The 20,815-nt window shown below is 42.0% G+C and carries 17 protein-coding genes and 1 riboswitch; of the genes, 16 read left to right on the plus strand and 1 reads right to left on the minus strand.

The genetic code is table 11. The features are described from left to right. Positions 1 to 167: 167 nt before the first annotated feature. The 5 genes from secA (at position 168) to K0R93_RS07425 (ending at position 9,809) form a co-directional block, all read left to right on the plus strand. Entirely contained in the window at positions 168 to 2,843 is a 2,676-nt protein-coding gene (gene secA, locus K0R93_RS07405; protein ID WP_300299540.1) for a preprotein translocase subunit SecA, read from the plus strand. A gap of 225 nt (positions 2,844 to 3,068) precedes the next feature. Next, a protein-coding gene (gene prfB, locus K0R93_RS07410; RefSeq protein WP_300299542.1) for a peptide chain release factor 2 occupies positions 3,069 to 4,176 on the plus strand; the annotation gives its coding sequence in 2 pieces (ribosomal slippage) (positions 3,069 to 3,143 and positions 3,145 to 4,176; 1,107 coding nt in all). 207 nt (positions 4,177 to 4,383) lie between these two features. Then, positions 4,384 to 6,720: a methyl-accepting chemotaxis protein gene (locus K0R93_RS07415; RefSeq protein ID WP_300299544.1), complete on the plus strand. Its 2,337-nt coding sequence runs from the start codon at positions 4,384 to 4,386 to the stop codon at positions 6,718 to 6,720. 119 nt (positions 6,721 to 6,839) lie between these two features. Continuing rightward, positions 6,840 to 9,002 carry a Tex family protein gene (locus tag K0R93_RS07420; RefSeq protein ID WP_300299546.1) on the plus strand — a complete coding sequence of 721 codons (2,163 nt, stop codon included), beginning with the start codon at positions 6,840 to 6,842 and terminating at the stop codon, positions 9,000 to 9,002. Between the two features lie 195 nt (positions 9,003 to 9,197). Further along, positions 9,198 to 9,809: an HAD-IA family hydrolase gene (locus tag K0R93_RS07425; RefSeq protein ID WP_300299547.1), complete on the plus strand. Its 612-nt coding sequence runs from the start codon at positions 9,198 to 9,200 to the stop codon at positions 9,807 to 9,809. A gap of 318 nt (positions 9,810 to 10,127) precedes the next feature. On the opposite strand, the gene K0R93_RS07430 is transcribed toward K0R93_RS07425, so the two are convergent. After that, positions 10,128 to 10,790: a hypothetical protein gene (locus tag K0R93_RS07430; protein ID WP_300299549.1), complete on the minus strand. Its 663-nt coding sequence runs from the start codon at positions 10,788 to 10,790 to the stop codon at positions 10,128 to 10,130. 378 nt (positions 10,791 to 11,168) lie between these two features. Between K0R93_RS07430 and K0R93_RS07435 the strand changes: the two genes are divergently transcribed. From K0R93_RS07435 to K0R93_RS07485, 11 genes are all read left to right on the plus strand, one after another. Next, positions 11,169 to 12,329, plus strand: a complete 1,161-nt coding sequence (locus tag K0R93_RS07435; protein ID WP_300299551.1) for an amidohydrolase — start codon at positions 11,169 to 11,171, stop codon at positions 12,327 to 12,329. Between the two features lie 142 nt (positions 12,330 to 12,471). Next, the gene (locus tag K0R93_RS07440) at positions 12,472 to 12,942 is read left to right on the plus strand and encodes a hypothetical protein (RefSeq protein WP_300299553.1); all 471 of its coding nucleotides are present in this window, start codon (positions 12,472 to 12,474) and stop codon (positions 12,940 to 12,942) included. Between the two features lie 66 nt (positions 12,943 to 13,008). Next, positions 13,009 to 13,126, plus strand: a riboswitch (FMN riboswitch). 99 nt (positions 13,127 to 13,225) lie between these two features. Then, the gene (locus K0R93_RS07445) at positions 13,226 to 13,840 is read left to right on the plus strand and encodes an ECF transporter S component (protein WP_300299555.1); all 615 of its coding nucleotides are present in this window, start codon (positions 13,226 to 13,228) and stop codon (positions 13,838 to 13,840) included. Between the two features lie 166 nt (positions 13,841 to 14,006). Next, on the plus strand, positions 14,007 to 14,186 hold the full coding sequence (locus K0R93_RS07450; RefSeq protein WP_300299557.1) for an aspartyl-phosphate phosphatase Spo0E family protein: 180 nt from the start codon (positions 14,007 to 14,009) through the stop codon (positions 14,184 to 14,186). Positions 14,187 to 14,665: 479 nt separating this feature from the next. After that, a complete protein-coding gene (gene tsaE, locus K0R93_RS07455) occupies positions 14,666 to 15,124 on the plus strand; it encodes a tRNA (adenosine(37)-N6)-threonylcarbamoyltransferase complex ATPase subunit type 1 TsaE (protein ID WP_300299559.1) in 459 nt (152 codons plus the stop codon). Next, a complete protein-coding gene (tsaB, locus tag K0R93_RS07460) occupies positions 15,121 to 15,852 on the plus strand; it encodes a tRNA (adenosine(37)-N6)-threonylcarbamoyltransferase complex dimerization subunit type 1 TsaB (protein ID WP_300299561.1) in 732 nt (243 codons plus the stop codon). The genes tsaE and tsaB overlap by 4 nt, the downstream gene beginning before the upstream one ends. After that, positions 15,833 to 16,291 (plus strand): ribosomal protein S18-alanine N-acetyltransferase, encoded by a 459-nt coding sequence (gene rimI / locus K0R93_RS07465; RefSeq protein WP_300299563.1) that lies wholly within the window; start codon positions 15,833 to 15,835, stop codon positions 16,289 to 16,291. The genes tsaB and rimI overlap by 20 nt, the downstream gene beginning before the upstream one ends. Before the next feature lie 244 nt (positions 16,292 to 16,535). Then, complete coding sequence (locus tag K0R93_RS07470; protein ID WP_300299565.1) at positions 16,536 to 17,801, plus strand: efflux RND transporter periplasmic adaptor subunit; 1,266 nt, start codon at positions 16,536 to 16,538, stop codon at positions 17,799 to 17,801. Continuing rightward, a complete protein-coding gene (locus K0R93_RS07475; RefSeq protein ID WP_300299567.1) occupies positions 17,788 to 18,492 on the plus strand; it encodes an ABC transporter ATP-binding protein in 705 nt (234 codons plus the stop codon). Before K0R93_RS07470 ends, K0R93_RS07475 begins: the two co-directional genes overlap by 14 nt. Positions 18,493 to 18,680: 188 nt before the next feature. Next, a complete protein-coding gene (locus K0R93_RS07480; RefSeq protein ID WP_300299569.1) occupies positions 18,681 to 19,898 on the plus strand; it encodes an ABC transporter permease in 1,218 nt (405 codons plus the stop codon). Positions 19,899 to 20,022: 124 nt separating this feature from the next. Further along, positions 20,023 to 20,754, plus strand: a complete 732-nt coding sequence (locus K0R93_RS07485) for a Yip1 family protein (RefSeq protein WP_300299571.1) — start codon at positions 20,023 to 20,025, stop codon at positions 20,752 to 20,754. Positions 20,755 to 20,815 lie beyond the last annotated feature (61 nt).

Consider the following 20,815-nt stretch of genomic DNA (forward strand, 5'->3'; position numbering starts at 1 on the left):
CTGAATAATTGATTAAATTACTGATGGAAAGCTACATATTAATAGAGGTTATCTGTATTTTCACATAATTGTAACATAAAATATCTATGATAAGCTTTTATCAAGAAAATTGTTGTGTTACAATGAAAATTGGAGTATTCTATACTGCCATAGAAAGGATGAGACGAATGAGTTTCTTAGATAAAATTTTTGGGAGCTTCAATGATCGTGAAGTAAAGCGCTTGTTCAAAATCGTAGATGAAATAGATGCTTTGGAAGAGAAGATAAAGCCTTTAAGTGATGCACAATTGAAGCATAAAACCGTAGAATTTAAAGAGGCGTTAAAGAACGGGAAAACCCTGGATGACATATTGCCAGAGGCCTTTGCCGTTGTCCGTGAAGCGGCATGGAGAACCTTGGGGATGAGACATTTCCGTGTTCAGCTTTTAGGGGGAATCGTTTTACATCAAGGGCGTATTTCTGAAATGAAGACAGGGGAAGGAAAAACCCTTGTGGCCACTGCACCAGTGTACTTAAATGCTTTGGAAGGAAGAGGCGTACATGTTGTTACTGTAAACGACTATCTGGCGAAGCGTGATAAAGAATGGATGAGCAAAATTTATGAGTTCTTGGGACTTTCTGTAGGATGTATCGTACACGGCTTGACCAACGAGCAAAGAAGAGCAGCGTACAACAGTGATATCACCTATGGAACCAATAATGAGTTTGGGTTCGATTATTTAAGGGATAACATGGTGCTTTATAAGGAAGAAATGGTACAGCGAGAGCAAAACTATGCCATTGTGGATGAGGTGGATAGTATATTAGTAGATGAAGCCAGAACACCCCTTATTATTTCAGGTGCTGGAGAAAAATCTACAAAGATGTACGCCATTGTAGATCAATTTGTGAAAGGACTTAAGAAAGAAGTAGATTTTAGCGTAGATGAAAAGGCCCATACCGTTGTTTTAACAGATGATGGCGTCCATAAGTCAGAGAGCTTCTTTGCATTAGAGAATCTAGCAGATCCTGAGAATATGGAGATATCTCACCATATCAATCAGGCCCTAAAGGCACGCAATCTGATGAAGTTAGACAAAGATTATGTGGTAAAGGATGGGGAAATCGTCATTGTCGATGAATTCACAGGGCGTTTGATGTTTGGAAGACGTTACAGCGATGGATTACATCAGGCCATTGAAGCCAAGGAAGGGCTCGAAGTTCAGCGAGAATCCAAGACGTTGGCTACCATTACCCTGCAAAACTACTTCAGAATGTATCGCAAGTTATCGGGTATGACAGGTACTGCGAAAACTGAGGAAGAGGAATTTAAGCATATCTACAACATGGATGTTGTGGTGATTCCAACCAATAGAGAGATTCAAAGAAAAGACCAGGCCGACTCTGTGTATAAGACCATGGAAGGCAAATTTAAGGCTGTTGTACATCAAATCATTGAGCGACATAAGAATGGTCAGCCTGTACTGGTTGGTACGATTTCCATAGAAACCTCTGAAATGTTGAGTAAGGTATTAAAGCGGCATGGTGTAACCCATGAGGTGCTAAATGCAAAGCATCATGAAAGGGAAGCTGAAATTGTTGCACAGGCAGGACATTTTGGGGCAGTAACTATTGCCACAAATATGGCAGGTCGTGGTACTGACATCGTGCTTGGTGGAAATCCAGAGTTTATGGCAAAGAAAGAACTAAGAAGAATGGGTTATGATGAATATGTGTTATCCATGGTTACCAGCCATGTGGCCACGGATGATGAGGTAGTTGTAGAAGCTAGAAATAAATACAATGAGATTTATGAGAAAATGAAGAAAGCAACCGACGAGGAGCATCAAAGGGTAATAGATGCGGGTGGATTATATATCATTGGTACAGAACGTCATGAATCACGGAGAATTGACAATCAGCTCCGCGGGCGTGCGGGGCGTCAGGGTGACCCAGGGGTGTCTCAGTTCTTTATATCTTTAGAAGATGATTTGATGCGTTTATTTGGCAGCGACCGTATCAAAGGTGTTGTTGAAAAACTGGGTATGGATGATGATGAACCGATTGAAGCCAGCCTTTTATCAAGATCCATCGAAGGGGCTCAGAAAAAAGTGGAGGGCAGAAACTTCTCCATCCGTAAGCACGTTCTCCAATACGACGATGTGATGAACAAGCAAAGAGAGATTATTTATAGAGAAAGAAGAAGAGTCCTTGAGGGAGAGAATCTGCGTGACCATGTGATGGATATGCTGAGTTCTTTGGTAGACAGTGTGGTAGAGGTATATACAGCCGATGCGAAATATCCTGAAGAATGGGATTTAAAAGCCATGGAAGATAATCTTCACCATATCTTCATGCCAAAGGGAAGCTTGCAGTTTGAGAACGTAGAGGAGCTAACCCACGAGACATTAAAAGAAAGAATCATGGAAATAGCTGAAGAGATCTATAGTAAGAAGGAAGAGGAAATAGGCCAAGATCGTATGAGAGAACTGGAGCGGGTAATGCTGCTTCAAGTGGTTGATACGAAATGGATGGATCATATCGATGCCATGGATCAGTTAAGACAGGGAATTGGCTTGAGAGCTTATGGACAAGAGGACCCTGTAAGGGCATATCAAAAGGAAGGCTTTGATATGTTTGAGGAAATGATCAAGAATATCCAAGAGGATACCTTGAGATATATCTTTAATGTAACTGTACAAACCGATGCCCAGCGTAAGCAGGTGGTACAGGTAACAGGAACCAGCGGCGGCGGTGATGGAGAAGTTGAAAACAAGCCGTTAGTAAAAGAAGATACCACAGGCAGAAACGATCCATGCCCATGTGGCAGCGGAAAGAAATATAAGAAATGCTGTGGACAGTAGGAAGAGAAGGTGCGCGGTGATCGGTACGCGGTGACCGGTGGCTAGGGTATGCCTTTGGGAGTAAATCGAACTCTTCGAAACCGAGAACCGGATACACAAATTGAGATTATTTGAACGTAGTATGCCACATTCTGTAATAGGGCTCGTTAATATGAATAAATCGAATTCCGTGAAACCGTGTACCGCGAACCGTGCACCGAAAAAGAATAAAAGGATGTGAAGAAAGTGATCCAGTTGGAGCAAATGAAGTATGAATTGAATCTGCTGGAGGAGCCTTTAAAAGATTTGAGGGTTTCTCTTTGACATTGCTACATTAGAAAATCGTATAGAAGAATTAGAGTCCAAGGCTTCTGAGCAGAGTTTTTGGGATGATCCCCAGGAGGCGCAAAAAATATTACAGCAGCTGAAGGCATATAAAGATAAACAGGGAAAATTTGCTGAGATATACCAGAGCTGGGAAGACCTATTGGTACTGTTGGAGATGGCCATGGAGGAAGAGGACCCATCCTTTGAGGGTGAACTCCAAAAGGGCGTTGAGAAACTCCAGTTGGACATCGACAAGATGAAGGTAGAGACCCTTTTGTCTGGGGAGTATGATCACAGCAATGCGATTCTATCAATCCATGCAGGGGCTGGTGGACTGGATTCCCAGGATTGGGCAGAGATGCTCCTTCGTATGTATACCCGTTGGGCAGAAAAAAGAGGCTTCAGGGTGCGAACCCTGGACATTTTACCTGATACAGAGGCTGGCATCAAGAGTGTGACGTTGCTGATCGAAGGAGAAAATGCCTATGGGTATTTGAAGAGTGAAAAGGGCGTCCATCGGATTGTAAGGATTTCCCCCTTTGATCCATCGGGAAAAAGGCATACTTCCTTTGCTTCTGTGGATGTGATGCCTGATATTGATGAAAGCATCAATATAGAAATCAATCCGAGTGACTTAAAGGTAGACACCTATCGGGCCAGTGGAGCGGGTGGACAGCACGTAAACAAGACGGAGTCCGCCATCCGTATTACCCATCTACCCACAGGAATTGTGGTGCAATGCCAAAATGAGCGATCTCAGCACAGCAATCGGGATACAGCCATGAAGATGTTGAAGGGTAAGCTCATCGAATTAAAGGAACGGGAGCAAAAGGAAAAGATTGAAGATTTAAAAGGTGATTACAACCAGATCGCATGGGGCAGCCAGATTCGCTCCTATGTATTCCATCCCTATAACCTTGTAAAGGATCATAGAACCAATGCAGAAATAGGGAATGTTCATGGGGTTATGGATGGAGATATCGATTTGTTTATAGATGAATATTTGAAAAATAAGAACTCGGTGTAACCGAGTTTTTGTTTGCGAAAATATGTGACATAATCGGGTGGGGAGACCCCGCCCGATTATGTCTATAAAAAGTAGACACAAGATTACAAATATATCAACAAATTGACAACACATAAAGGAAAAATAAATTTTTACGAGAATATATATATGATATTTATTTTTACATTTTAATGTGGCTAGGAGATTGCAAAAGGGGGAGTGGGTAAGATGAAGTTGAAATTCAAGGAGAAGAAGAAAGAAAAACATGTTTCTGTAGATACAGGACTGGGTGCTAAGTCAAGAATGGTGGTGCAGCTTGCTGCAGTCATTGTTTTGATCATTACATTGACCGTTACCTCCATTGGAATCATGAACTATCGCAGTGACATCCAGGATTTAGTAGAGAACAAAAAGGAATCCAACAAGCTCATGGCCAAAGTTGTTGCACAGCAGGTGGATCTCTATGTAACCAGCTCCCTGGATGCTATGGAGACAGTAGTTGCAACTGTAGATTTTGGAAGTATGGATAAATATGAAAAAAGTATTGCCCTCAGTAAAGTTACCAGCAATAATATACAATTTAAGTCCGCATATATCACAGATATGGATGGAAATATCACCGTAACAACAAATAACCGGAGGGACGACGGCAAGAACTATAAGGATACCCTTTGGTTCAAAGAGGCTGCGGCAGGAAAAACGTACATATCGGATACATTCATCGATGAAGATTCCAATATGCCAATTATCATTTTATCTATCCCCATAGAAAGTATGGTGTCTGGTCGATCAGGTGTAATTGCGGTAGATTTAAGATTGGACAGATTGTTTTATCTGACAAAAGACATGAAAATGGGTGAAACAGGATATAGCTATGTTGTTGATAAAAAGGGGAATATCATTGCCCATCCTCAATTCAAAGAGAAGGTCTTAACCAAACAAAATGCATTGGATCTAGGGGTTAAAGGGGTAGCCAGTGTTATAGAAGGAAAGAATGATGTAGAAATCTACCAGGATTCCGAGGGAAGAAAGGTGGTTGGAGGCTACGCACCTGTAGCATCTACCAAATGGGGTGTATTGGTAGAACAACAATACAGCGAGATTACATCCCAAGGAAGAGCAGCATTAATAAGAACAATTATTATTTCATTGGTCATAATCATACTAAGTATTTTAGGAAGCAGTGTTTTTGCTAGGGCCTTTACCAAGCCTATTACAGACATGCTGAAGGTAGTCAATAAAATCAAGGAAGGAAAGCTCACGGAGCGCATAGATGTGAATGCCAAGAATGAGGTTGGATTGTTACAGCAGGCCTTTAATGACATGGTTGATTCATTGTCTCAGCTTATTCAGGATGTAAGTCGTGCTTCTTTACAAATCAATCGCTCTACCAAGGAATTGGAAAACAATGCGCAGCTTACTGCAGAGGCTGCAGAGGAAATTACTGCTGCCATTGATGAGGTTGCGGCAGGTACAGAAAAGCAGATGCACAGCGTGGAGACCAGTACAGAGGTAGTAAATCAAATGATTGAAGGGGTTCGCAGCGTTTCAGATAATGCAACGGAGATATTGAAATCATCTACCTATGCATCGGAGCTGGCGAGAAATGGTGCCCAAGATATCGAGGAAATTGTGAAGACCATGAAATCCATAGATGAAACCGTAGGAGAATCGGCAACGATCATCAAAGAGTTGAGCGGGCATACCTATAAAATCGGTGATATTGTTCAATTGATTAAGCAGATTTCTGATCAAACCAACTTGTTGGCCTTGAATGCTGCTATCGAAGCAGCCCGGGCAGGTGAGCATGGCAGGGGTTTCTCTGTTGTTGCCGATGAGGTTAGAAAGCTGGCAGAACAATCTGCCAAGGCGACCACCAATATTGTGGAACTGATCAAGAAGATTGAACAAGAGACAGATCGTGCTGTTAAAACCATGGAGTACAGTTTGGAAGGCGTAAGGAATGGCACAAAGGTAGTTCGTGGAACGACCCAATCCTTCCATGACATTATTCAAGAAACCCAGAAGGTAGCCCACGAGGTAGAAAGCTTTACGGGGGCTATTGAAGAGCTTACAGCGGGTATGGATCTGGTGGAGCAGTCGATTCTAGAAGTGAATCATGTATCACAGGCTACAGCGGCCAGTACCCAGGTTGTCCTTGCCAGCACAGAAGAGCAGGATCAAGCCATTCGGCAGATTACAGACGCCATTAAGGGACTCGGTGAAATGGCGTATCATCTAGAGACTTTTATTCAACGATTTGAGGTTGAAGCGCAGCATGGTAAAGATGTTGTATATGAGGATTCTCTGCCACAGGAGATACATCAGGCGTTCGTAGAAGAGCAGGATATGGAAGAAGATGTAGAAGAATCCATGGTGATTCTTGAAGAGGAAAATGTAGTGGAGCAGGAAGCTAAAGAAGCTTTGGATGAAAAAATATTTGAAGAAGAAGTTTTTGAAGAAGAGGAGCAGCCTTTATTCATTGAAGGGCGAGATGAAGCAGCTGTTGCTTTGGATAGCGAAGAAGTAACTAGGGATGAAGAGGATGAGGAGAAAGAAGCATAGAAAATAGCCGGAGACCTCCGGCTATTTTAATGATATTATATCCCTTGATTCAAAAGGTGTACAACTATATAATAGGGGTTAGATTAAGAACGAGGTTAATGTGGAAGGAGTAATTTCTAATGGATTTGATTTTAAGACAGCTGATATCCGAATTTCGATTGAAGGAGCATCAGGTAAAAAATACCGTAGAATTAATCGATGCAGGGAATACAATACCTTTTATCGCGAGATATCGTAAAGAACAAACGGGAGAGCTAAGCGATACGGTATTAAGAGACTTGTTTGATCGTCTGACATACTTGAGAAACCTTCAATCAAGAAAAGAAGAAGTAATCCGCCTCATAGGAGAGCAGGATAAGCTAACCGATGAACTGCAGGGGAAAATAGAGAAGGCTGTAACTTTAACAGAAGTGGAAGACCTTTATCGCCCGTACAGACCAAAGCGCCGAACGAGGGCCACAATTGCCAAAGAGAAAGGTCTTGATCCTTTGGCCCAGATCATGTGGGCGCAAAACCTATATGATGGATCTATGGAAGAAATGGCAAAGGGTTACCTTAGCGAGGAAAAGGAAGTACATACAGTAGAAGAGGCGATCCAAGGAGCCATCGATATCGTTGCAGAGATGATTGCCGATGATGCGGAATATCGCAAGAAAATCAGAAATATGACCTTTGATAAAGGTGTAATGATCTCCAACGCCGCAGACCCAGAGGCCAAATCTGTATATGAAATGTATTATGACTACAAAGAACCGATGAAAAAAATTCCAGACCATAGAATATTGGCCATCAATAGAGGCGAAAAAGAGAAATTTTTAAAAGTTAAAATCCATGCTCCAGAGGAAGATATCCTCTATTTCTTGAAAAAAGAAACAGTGAAAGCAAAGCGAAGTATTAGTGCGGACCATGTTGTATTGGCAGCAGAGGATGGATATAAGCGGTTGATTGCTCCTTCCATAGAGCGGGAAATCCGGAATGACTTAACAGAGCGGGCGGAAGAAAAGGCCATTAAAGTATTTGGTGCCAATCTAAAGAATCTTCTTCTTCAGCCGCCAGTGAAGAATATGGTGGTGATGGGCTTTGACCCTGCCTATCGTACAGGCTGCAAGATCGCTGTCGTAGATGAAACGGGAAAGCTTTTAGATACAACAACGGTTTACCCTACAGCACCCCAGCATGATGAGGAGAAGGCAAAAAAAGAATTGATGGCTTTGATTGAGAAGTATGGAATCAATGCCATTGCCATTGGAAATGGGACAGCCTCCAGAGAGTCCGAGATGTTCGTAGCGGAAATGCTAAAATCTGTAGAGGCGCCCATCTATTACTTGATTGTCAATGAAGCTGGGGCTTCTGTATATTCTGCTTCGAAATTAGCTGCTGAGGAGTATCCTGATATCAATGTATCCATAAGGGGAGCCATTTCCATTGCAAGAAGGGTGCAAGACCCGTTGGCAGAATTGGTAAAAATTGATCCAAAGAGCATCGGTGTAGGACAGTATCAGCATGATGTAAATCAGTCACGACTCAGTGAAACCTTAAAAGGTGTTGTGGAGGATGCGGTAAACAGTGTGGGTGTAGATTTAAATACGGCATCACCTTCTTTGCTCCAGTACATCGCAGGTATCAGTAAGGCTGTGGCTACGAATATTGTGAAATATCGTGAGGACAATGGAAAGTTTGTGAATAGAAAACAATTGTTAAAGGTCTCCAGGCTAGGGCCAGCGGCCTTTGAACAATGTGCAGGCTTTTTAAGGATTCCTGAAGGCAAGCATGTTTTAGACAACACAGCGGTACACCCTGAATCCTATGAAGCCGCGGAAAAGCTTTTGGAGAAATTGGGATATACATTGCTGGATGTGAAAAATAGAAAGCTGAGTGAGCTACAGGATAAATTGAGTGAGGCGGATTTAGGATCTCTTGCAGAAACCTTGGGGATGGGTATTCCAACATTGAGGGATATTTTAAAGGAAATCCAAAAACCAGGAAGAGACCCTAGAGATGAGATGCCTAAGCCAATTTTAAGGAATGACGTTTTGAAGCTGGAGGACCTAAAAGCTGACATGGTCTTGACGGGTACGGTAAGAAACGTTATTGACTTTGGTGCTTTCGTAGACATAGGCGTGAAAAATGACGGCTTGGTACACATTTCTGAACTAAGCGATAAATATGTGAAGAACCCCATGGAGGTTGTATCTGTAGGAGACGTGGTAAAGGTCAGGGTATTAAAGGTTGACTTAGAGCGAGGAAAGGTATCCTTGAGCATGAAGGGGATAGGGGAATAAGATCAAGATTAAGGGCTATTCGCTGCTCGCTTCTCGCTACTCGGAAAAGACTAAGAAAAGCTTGACAAGAGGTTGCAGTCAAAATATACTCGCAGTAGCCAGTAGCCAGTAGCCAGTAGCCAGTAGCCAGTAGCCAGTAGCCAGTAGCCAGTAGCCAGTAGCCAGTAGCCAGTAGCCAGTAGCCAGTAGCCGACTTTGTTAGATACCAACAATCTGATCATTGAATCCTTTCAGCATACATATCGACAGCATTTAGATAAAGAGGTTAATAGAGAATACATTGTGGAAACCTTTGGTGAGATTTTACGGACGACCTTGGAGCGGGAGTGTAAGGATTGCGTGGAGGAAGCCATTGAAACCTATAGAAGTTTTCAAATTGAGAATTTTGATAGGTTGATTACCATACATACAGGCGTAAAGGAAGTGGTTAAAAGCTTGTATGAGCAGGGGTATAAGCTGGCTGTGGTGACCTCCAGACTCAATGAATCAGCAACAAGAGGATTGAAGCACTTTGATTTGGATGGATATTTCGAATGTATGATTGGTGCCGATGATACGGATCTGCATAAACCAGATCCTACCCCTGCACGAATGGCCCTAGAAGCCATGGGTGGAACACATGAAGAAGCTATTATGATCGGGGATAGTCCCTTTGATGTTCAGTGTGCCCAAAATGCAGGTATCGTTTCAGTGGCTGTAAGCTGGAGTGCTCTGCCACCTGAGATATACATGGTTCATAAGCCGGATTATGTCATTGACACCATGGAGGAATTGGTAGAGATTATTGAAGGTTTGAATAGAAAGTAGAGGGTGCGACATGGATGTCGCAGATCGAGATTAAGGTCGAGAAAAACCGTAGGGGCGATTCACGAATCGCCCGATAATGGGAACATCAGATATGCAACAAAGTAATTATGTCATGCTGAGCATAGCGAAGCATCTCAAAGAGTAAAATACAGATCCTTCACTGTCGTTCAGGATGACAGACGGTATATAATACCATCATAGGATTTCAATAGAATCAAGAAATATGAAAGGCGGGACCTAAGTCCCGCCTACAAATATCTTATAATATGTTTTTACAATGCGCTTTTGATCTTAAAAACCACTAACGCCTAACCGCTTCTACGCTGGCTGGCCCTTTTTCTTTACGAAGGAAAGGATACCGCCTAGGGCGATGGAAAGGAACGCTGACATTAATACCCTGTACTCTGGTGGGAGCATGAAGGTAATGGTATGGGCAGGAATCCAGAAAATCGGAATGGTTTTCGCATATACAAAGGAAACAAGGATTTTCCAATCGATATGCTCCACCACTTGATGGATAGATACCTTGCTTAGGTTTCCGACTTTACCATCACATAGTTCAATATAGGTATCAGTGATACGGTGAAGTCCCATGAAAGTTGGTGCAAAAATGAGGTTCATAAATGTACTGATGAAAAATGCTGTTGCAAGCTTGCTGCCGCCAAAGTCAGAAATCAGTCCTGCACCAATGGCGCCGCGGACACCGGCATCAAAGATAGGAAATGCCACTGCAAAAGCCATACCGAAGAAACCCCAGATGACCATACGCCAGAAAAGTCCAACGGGCTGGGTCCATTTTCCTACCACAATACGGATGGCAAGCAGCTCTCCCATGGTGGCAAGAATGGCTACTTTAATAAATCCCATAAGGTAAGGGTGTGCCTTTGTTGTGGCAATAAAAACGCCGTGAGTTGCAGGACTAAGTAAGATTGCAGATACAGCAAGCAAAGATAATAGCCATAAAAAATCTCCCTTTTTCATTGAAAAACTCCTTTCAGATCAGTTGTTCCTAAATAACTTATTATTTTGTAACGTTTAAAAAATTTTAACAAGCCTAGATACATTATAATATATTTTTGTGAATGGAAAAATAGTTTTTTTATGGCTGCTCGCTATTCGCTACTCGCTTCTCGGAAAAGATTTTTCCTTTAGGTTTTGCCAGTGGCGAGTGGCCAGTAGCGAGTAGCGTTTCTTCACTAAGCTTGTATTATTTTTCCACTGAATATTCTTTGAAGGATTTAACGAATAAATGTAGAAAAAGTATCAATGTAGTTTTACCAGTATTAGTAATTTCTGTACATATACTGTTGTTGATGGAATATAGACAAACTATGCTGCAATAGATTAGGAGGAAAGTATATGATTTTGATTAAAGATGGAACGATTCTAACCATGGAGGGAAGGATCTACGATAAAGCAAGCATTTTGATTGAAGATGGGAGAATCAAAGAGATTGGGGAAAATATGGTCGTACCCCTGGATGCAGAGGTGATTGACGCATCCGGAAAGATTATCACTCCTGGGATTATCGATGCCCACTGCCACCTTGGTATGTGGGAAGATGCCATAGGTTTTGAAGGGGCAGACGGAAATGAGGCAACCGATCCTGTAACACCTCATTTACGCGCTATTGATGCAATTAACCCTATGGATAGAACCTTCCGAGAGGCCTATGAAGGAGGAATCACTTCCGTGGCCACAGGGCCTGGAAGTGCCAATGTCATTGGCGGACAATTTGTTGCTATGAAGACCTATGGAGACCGGGTCGACAACATGATTATCAAGGATCCCGTTGCTATGAAATGTGCTTTTGGAGAAAACCCCAAAAGAGTATACAATGATAAGAAGCAGTCACCCAGTACGAGAATGGCCACAGCAGCAATCTTGAGGGATACATTGTTTAAGGCCAAAGAGTATGGCGCGAAACAGAAGGCTTCTTTAGAGGACCCCTCTAAAAAACCAGCATTCGATATGAAAATGGAGGCGCTTCAGCCTGTACTGAGAGGGGAGATTCCCTTTAAGGCCCATGCCCATCGTGCCGATGACATTTTCACAGCGATTCGCATTGCAAAGGAATTTGACGTGAAGGTTACCCTGGAGCATTGTACAGAAGGGCATCTTATTGTAGATCATATCAAAGAAGAAGGCTTGTATGCAGTAGTGGGCCCAAGTCTGGGGGATCGCTCTAAATATGAGTTGAAAAATTTAACCTTTGAAACAGCAGGGGTGTTAAGCAAGGCAGGGGTGAAAATTGCCATTATGACAGATCATCCTGTGGTTCCCCTCCAATATCTGCCTATGTGTGCAGCATTGGCTGTAAAAGCAGGCATGGATGAGGAAGAAGCGTTAAAGGCAATTACCATCAACGCAGCAGAGATTCTAGGAATTGACAATAGAGTAGGCAGCATTCGAGAAGGAAAGGATGCAGACCTTGTGATTTGGGATGGTCATCCATTTGCATTACAATCTAAGGTGGATTGTACAGTAATCGATGGGAAAGTGGTGTTTAGAAGAGGTTAGCAGTTAGCGGTTAACGGTTAGCGGTTTTAAAGCAAAAGGAATAGTTTGGGCATATGAGATAAGTTAAAAATTCAGGTTGGTGAAGAAGGTTTTGACGGCTAACAGCTAACGGCTAACTAAATTAAAAAGGAGACATGGGAATATGGATATTTTACCGGTAAAGGTTTTATTATTGGGGGCAATACCGGAGGCGATTCTGATTATTTGGGCAGGATTATCCCTTTTGGGGGTAAGGCCGTCATGGAGGAAACTTATTTTTGTAGGGATACTCCAGGGCTTAACGGCATACTTTATTCGGCGGTATACAGGTTTTGGCGTACATACATTGATACAATTTGTTACGATTGTCACCTATATGTGTGTGCTGATTCGGGTAAATCTTCCTACGGCTTTGATTGCTACTTTGATTTCTTATTCAGTAGTCATCATCACAGAGGGATGCGCATATATATTTTTCGACGTAAATATTGCCCATATATTGTCTGATGAATGGTTAAGACTATTGTTCTTTATTCCTCATAACAGCATTCTAGCTATCATTGGCTATGTATGCACCAAGAAAAAGATTTCATTACAGCAAGAATTTACTGCTTTGAGTAAGATTGTAAAATAAATGTTGAAAGAAACACCATACTGCTATATAATGATTATGAAGAAATAATACAAACAACTGAATCTTGAAGATCTTCAGGGCAGGGTGAAATTCCCGACCGGCGGTAAAGTCCGCGAGCGACGAAAGTTGCAGAACTGGTGTGATTCCAGTACCGACAGTAAAGTCTGGATGGAAGAAGATGATAAATTGCTATGCATTTTAGCGATTTAACACCTGAGGATATGTTCTTCAGGTGTTTATTATTTCTCCATCCAATTCAATATGTAAATTAGGAGGAGTAATTATGACAAACAAAATGACGTTAGCGGGTCAAATGACGCGAAAGTCATCTACAAAGACGCTTACAAAGGTATCAATACTCTCAGTATTGGCTTACCTTATTATGTTGGTGGAGATTCCACTATTCTTCTTTCCATCGTTCTTAACCATTGATTTAAGTGATATCCCAGCATTGATTGGCGGATTTACCCTAGGTCCAGGGGCTGCCGTCGCCATTCAATTGGTAAAGAACATTCTACATGTTATCACAAAGAATACTACGGGCGGTGTTGGAGAATTAGCGAACTTCCTTGTTGGTTCAGTTTTTGTCGTTCCTGCTTCCATCATCTACCTTAAGAACAAAACAAAAAATGGGGCAGTTTTAGGTATGTTTGTGGGAATCGTGTCCATGGTACTTATGGGTGTGGTATCTAACTACTACATTACCCTTCCTTTCTACACAAAGTTTATGCCAATGGATCAAATCATTGCTATGAGTGCTGCGGCCAATGGTGCCATCGTAGATATGAAAACATTGATTTTATATGCTTTTGTACCATTCAACATATTAAAAGGTACAGTGGTATCTATCATTACGGGACTTTTCTATAAGAAACTTGCACCGATTTTAAAGCAATAAAAGTAACAGGACGAACGCCATGTTCGTCTTGTTTTGCATTATGGAGAGCATAAGGATTTGTCCTAAATATAATAATAATTATCTAAAAGTTATAAATAATTTATGGGAAAAACTGTTTATAAAATGGGCCTCCAAGGTATATATTACATATATGGGGGTGAATATTATGATCAGTGACAACAGGGAAAGGCTAGGCGATGAGATCAACAAAGTTAGAAGTCGATTAGAGGATTTAATCATTGATAGAGGCATGATTTCAGATAAAGAGATCGTCCTGTTGAGTCAAGAACTGGATCAACTTATCATTCAATATTACACGACAAACGAATCAGAAAACGAAGGATAATAATGCTGCAAAATAGCAGCTTTTTTTTGCTTAAAGCTGATTTCAAAGAAAAAGAATAGAAGATGCACATAATGATAGGAAAAGGATATAATGGTAATGAAGTGTAGCGTTGATTTGAAGAAGGTGATGCATTGCATTTCATAGCTTCAGCAATTCTATTCCTGCTTGGCGTCTATGCTGCTGCCACCGTAGTGATCATGACGGCGGGCAGAGCGAGAAGATAGAAACACTCCCTATGTGGAGTGTTTTTTCCATTGCATCAAAATATATAATTATGATATGATTTTGGACAGAATAGTAATTAAAGGCTGAAGAGAGATGCTATTCGCTACTCGCTTCTCGGAAAAGACCTGTTGTTTTCGGTTTGGCGAGTGGCTAGTAGCGAGAAGCTTAGAAACTACTCTCTGCTAGGATTTGATAAAATAAAGGTCAGGGTTACATTTTTAACCAAAAACGTGCCGAATCGAGGTGTAGTTGTGATGAAGATTGTTAGTTCTGGAGAGGATTATACTTTTCAATTGGGATATAGATTAGGAAGCTTGTTATGTAAGGGAGATGTTGTGTGCTTAACAGGGGATTTAGGCGCTGGAAAGACTACTTTGTCAAAGGCCATAGCGAAAGGATTGGGTGTAGAGGAGGATGTTACCAGTCCTACCTTCACATTGATCCATGAATATGTGGGAAGATTACCCCTGTACCACTTCGATGTATATAGAATACGGAAGGTCGAAGAGATGGAGGAGCTTGGTTATGAAGAATATTTCTATGGAGATGGGGTTTGCTTGATTGAGTGGGCGTCCCTCATAGAAGATTTGATACCAACAGAGCACCTGTGGATACATATAAATAAAGGAGATGGGGATCAGAATAGGGGAATTGAAATAAAGGGCACAACACCCCATTTTCAACAGATTGTTGAGGAGTTGAAGAACGTATGAAGATACTGGCATTAGATACGTCATCTATTGTGGCTTCAGTAGCAGTAATGGATGAGGAAAAACTCATAGGAGAGCACATTATCAATCATGAAAAAACCCATTCTCAAAAGCTGATGCCTATGATTGAAGACTTACTGAATAGCTGCGAGCTAACCATGGCAGATATCGGTTTGGTTGCTGTGGCAGAGGGACCTGGTTCTTTTACAGGACTGAGGATTGGCGTTGCCACGGCAAAGGGGTTGGCCCATGCTGCGAATATTCCTGTGGTGGGGGTGTCCACCCTAGATGCGCTGGCATTTAACCTGCCTTTTTGTGAAGGGCTCATATGTCCCATATTGGATGCCAGGAGAAACCAAGTGTATACTGCAGTTTATAAATGGGAGGCCGGTGACTTGCATGGCATCGAAGCACCCATGGCCATAACCCTAGATGAGCTGATAGAAAAATTGTTGGCAAGACCTGAAAGAGTTGTTTTTGTAGGAGATGGTATAGAGAAGCATGCTGATGCTCTGACGAAAAGCTTAGGAAACCGGGCTGTATTTTCTCCCAATACGGTAAAAATGCCTAGGGCTTCTTCTGTAGCTCAATTGGGCTTGCAAAAAGCTGCTGAGGGAAAAGTAGAAAGCTTTTATGCATTAACGCCTAATTATCTTAGGAAATCTGAAGCAGAGCGCCAATACGAAGAGAAAATGAAAAGGTGTGATTTAGATGGGTGTGGTAAGGGCTAGAAGCATGACGGTGGAAGATATCCCCCAGGTTTTAGAGATAGAAAATTTATGCTTTACTGTGCCTTGGTCACCGGAGGCCTTTGAGATGGAAATATCGAAGAATAAGTTTGCCCAGTATGTTGTAGCTGAAGTGGATGGACGAATTGCTGGCTATGGCGGTATGTGGTTTATTGTAGACGAAGCCCATGTGACCAACATTGCGGTTCATCCCCAATATCGGGCAAAAGGCTATGGGGAGCTAATCGTTGCAGCCATGGTAAGGAGGGCTGACGACCAGGGAATTTATCAAATGACCCTGGAGGTGAGGGCATCCAATCATGTAGCTCAAAATCTCTATCGGAAGTTCGGTTTTGAACCCTGTGGTGTTCGTCCCAAGTATTATGCAGATAACAATGAGGATGCAGTCATCATGTGGCGGACGAAGGAGAATTGTTTATAGTAGGAAGTTAGGGAATTCGTTTTTGAATGTTGTATGATAATCGGGCGGGGAGACCCCGCCCCTACGGGGATGTATTTTGTAGGGGCAGGGTCATCCTGCCCGATTATTGTATTCTGGCCTAAATTCTAAAATGGAAAAATTTTTCCAAGAATAGGCAGACTTTTTAAGAAAAATGACGTATGATATTTTTGAGGCCAATGTCATCGCGCCATGGGATAAATATATGAAGAAAGGGGTCGTAGAAATGGCAAAGTCGAGGAAAAAAATGTTTATTATGATTGGGGTAGCTCTGGTTATTGTACTGTTTGTGGGCGCTGCAGCCGTCAAGGCAAGCCAGAAAAAGCAGGATGCAGGAGACCTGGTAAAAACAGCATCTATAGAAAAACAGGATATAGAAGCCCATATTCTTACCAGTGGAGAAGTCATTTCCATAGAAAAAAGGGATATCCTGTCAGATATATCGGCGAAGATAGAGCAGATTCTGGTGAAGGAGGGCGACCAGGTTGAAGCTGGTCAAGAACTTGTTAAGCTTTCATCCGGCGATCTAGATTATCAGATGCAGGAGGCCGAGATCAGGCTGGCCATGGAGAAGGATAATCTGCAGCAGCTGACCAACGAGAGTTATACGGAGATGGAGATTACTCTCAGTAACGCAGAAATCAAATATCGAGATGCTCAAACAGCCTATGAGAACAACAAAAAGCTCTATGAATCTGGTGCTGTAAGCAAAAGTGAATTAGACAATGCGAAAAGTACGTTAGATCAGAATCATAACAATTATTTACTGGCCAAGAGGAATTTAGAGAATGCCAAAACAGGGTCAAAGCTGACAGCCCAGGAAAAACAAGTAAAGCTATCGGAGCTGGCCGTGGAAAAATTGAAAACAGAGTTAGAAAAGTACATTGTAAAAACGCCTATACCAGGAAAGGTAACAACGCTCAATGGTGTGGAGGGAAGTTTAATATCACCGAGCACACCTTTGATGACCATTGTGAATACCAATAACTTGGAGATTATTACAAACATTAGTGAATATGACATACATAGGGTTTCACTTGGGCAACAGGTTAAAATCACCGGAGATGCCTTTGAAGGAAAAGAATATAAGGGAACTGTAAAATACATAGACGCCACAGCCGTCTCCAACAATACAGGGCAAGGTAAGGAGACCGTTGTGAAAGTAAAAATCGAGGTTATAGATAAGGATACAGCGTTAAAGCCAGGTTTTTCAGCTACGGCAGATATCCTTACGGAAAGGAAGAAGGGTGCATTGGTAATCCCTTATGAAGCGATCTTTACAAGAAAGAACGGTGAAAAGGTAATCTTCACCATAGAAGAGGGTAAGGCGAAAGAGCATCTTATCAAAACAGGCATTGAGAGCGAATTGATGGTAGAAGTCATGGGAGAAGGCCTTAAGGAGAAGGATTCGGTGATTATGAATCCAACAGAGAAGCTAAAAGATGGGGACCCAGTGAAGGAAAACAAGGTGATGAACAATGATAAGAATTGATAGTCTCACAAAGATCTATGATACGGGAAGCATTCAGGTAGAAGCATTGAAGAAAATAAATCTTGAGATTGGCAAGGGTGAGTTTGTGGCAATTATGGGTCCTTCAGGCTCTGGAAAATCGACCCTCATGAATGTTCTTGGATGCTTAGATCGGCCATCGGGGGGGCTATATCGCTTGGATGGAGAGAAAATTGAAGAACTGAATGATGTGCAATTGGCTGCGATTCGAAACAAAAAAATCGGCTTTGTATTTCAGTCCTTTAACCTTCTGCCTAGGATGTCTGCCCTGAAAAATGTAGAACTGCCTATGATGTATGCGGGCATATCACCCAAGATAAGAACAGAGCGGGCAGAGGCAGCCTTAGAGCGGGTTGGACTAGGAGACCGGATGCATCATCGATCCAATGAGCTTTCAGGTGGGCAGCGGCAGCGTGTCGCCATCGCCAGATCTTTGGTAAATGATCCAGCCATAATCCTGGCTGATGAACCTACGGGCAACCTGGATACTAAGTCTGGAAACGAGATTATGGGGATTTTTCAGCAGCTCAATGAGGAAGGATCTACCGTGATATTGGTTACCCATGAAGCAGAAATTGCAGCCTATGCCAAAAGAATTGTAGCATTTAGAGATGGAGAGATTGTAGAGGACCGCTTGGTAGAAGAAAGAATAGTGATTGTATCAGAATCTTAAGTGTATGATTATCTGAACTTTATTTTAAAATATATGTTTTGATCTGTCCCTGTTAGCAGATAGCGGCAAGGGAAAAGCACGGCTAACAGCTAACGGCTAACCATTATCATGAATAGGAAATATGAAAGAGTATATACGAAGGATAGGCATACATTTAAATATAGCCTGTTCACAATTGAGGTGATGAAATGAATTTTATAGAGAGTGTAAAGGTAGCCATCAATGCCATTTGGGTGAATAAAATGAGGTCCTTGCTAACCATGCTGGGTATTATCATTGGTATTTCATCTGTTATTGCAGTAGTGGCTATTGGGCAAGGAAGCCAGAGTGCTATAGGGAAAGAATTTGAACAGTTTGGTGTGAATCGTGCATTCATGTCTACAAACTGGCAGGAAACCCCTACAGACCGTGACTATTTTACCCATGGAGATGTGGATGCCATCAAAGAGGCCTTTTCAGATCGGCTTGCAGCCATCAGTCCGAGTTTGCAGGACAGTGGAAAAATCGTATCCAAAAAAGAACTTCAAAATATTTCTTTGAATGGTGTCAATGAAATCTATAATAAAATTGAGACCATAGAAATGATGGATGGAAGATTTTTGATGGAAGGGGATATGAAAGCCAAACGGGAGGTGGTTGTCATCGATGAAAAGACCGCCCTAGAGGTTTTCGGAAGAACCAATGTACTGGGAGAACGAATTTTGGTACAGATGAGGTATCGAAATCTGTCCCTTGTCATCGTTGGTTTATATAAGACCCCCAAGGTCCCTTTTAGCAATGTGGCAAACTTTGAGCAGCCTTCTAATATCTATATTCCATTGACTACCATGGAAAAAATCCTGGGCATTGGAGATCGGGTATATGGTATAGAGTTGAACTTAGAGAAGGATACAAATGTACAGGATACATTAAAGGAAATTGTAAAGCTTGTTGAGCGAAGACATGGAAACGTAGGAAAAAACAAGTATAGAACCTATACTGCCGAAGGTGAGCTTGAGATGGTAAATAAGATTACAGGAATCATGACCGGCGTGATAGGTGCTATCGCAGCCATATCCCTATTTGTTGGAGGGATTGGTGTCATGAACATCATGCTGGTATCTGTGACAGAGCGGACACGGGAGATTGGTATCCGCAAGGCTATCGGGGCAAGGCACAAGGACATTCTGATGCAGTTTCTTGTGGAAGCAGTGATTATCTCCGTCATCGGAGGAATTATTGGTACAGTGCTAGGTATAGGATTCTCCTTGTTGATCTCTATGTTTATCAAGATTCCACCGGGTGTATCAATCAGTACCATTATGATTGCGTGGTTGTTTTCTGCCGGCGTTGGGATTTTCTTCGGTATCTATCCAGCCAATAAGGCCGCCAAGCTAGACCCGATTGAGGCACTGAGATATGAGTAGGGTAAAAGATTGAGATCAAGACCGAGATCGAGTAAACACTGGTAGGGGCGATTCACGAATCGCCCGATAGGTGAGGTTGTAGGGGCGAACAGTGTTCGCCCGCAGTGAAAAGGGGGATAATAAAATGTCTGAATTTGAAAACAACACGGATGTGTTGATGCAGGAAGAAAAACAGATTATTGAGCTTTCATGGTGGGAGCGGGTGAAATATCTAGTCATAGAACCTGATAAGACTATGGAATATTTATCAGAAAAACCGAAGGTTTTATTTCCAATACTTGTGATTATTTTTGGCTTTGCTTTATTGATCTTACCAAAGCTGGATATGCTGCGGACATTCACCCAAGATGCTATGATGACCCAGTATGCTGCCCAGGGAATTGATATGGATCAACTTCCTGCCAATATCATAGAGATTGGCTATTGGACGGGTATCGTGACAGCCGTATTGATTCCCTTTATTACCATGTTCATGAAATCAACGATTGTACATATCATATCCCGGATTAGCGGGGGAAAAGGGAAGTTCAAGGCTGTTCTTTCTGTGGTGGGGTATGGGTACCTTATCAATTTGTTCGGAGAGGGAATACGAACCATCATTTCTGTGATTACAAACAGTTATATTGTGTATACTTCATCAGCCGCATTCCTTCCAGATGCTGCCCAAGGTACTGCTTTGCATACGTTGTTTTCCACTTTAGACGTGTTTAGCATTTGGTATTTAGTATTAGCCACCATAGGGCTTGCCTATGTTCATCAAATGAGTCGTAAGAAGGCTGGATTTATTGTATTTGGATCATGGCTTGTAATGGTAATGTTTAGTGTAGGAATGACTTTCATGAAAATAAAGGGTTAGAGAAAAATCTAGGCGTTTTGCCTAGATTTTTTCCATGAATGAGCGTAGGATATAAATAAAT

Source organism: Anaerosolibacter sp., assembly GCF_029240175.1.
In the GTDB taxonomy this organism is placed as follows: domain Bacteria; phylum Bacillota; class Clostridia; order Peptostreptococcales; family Thermotaleaceae; genus Anaerosolibacter.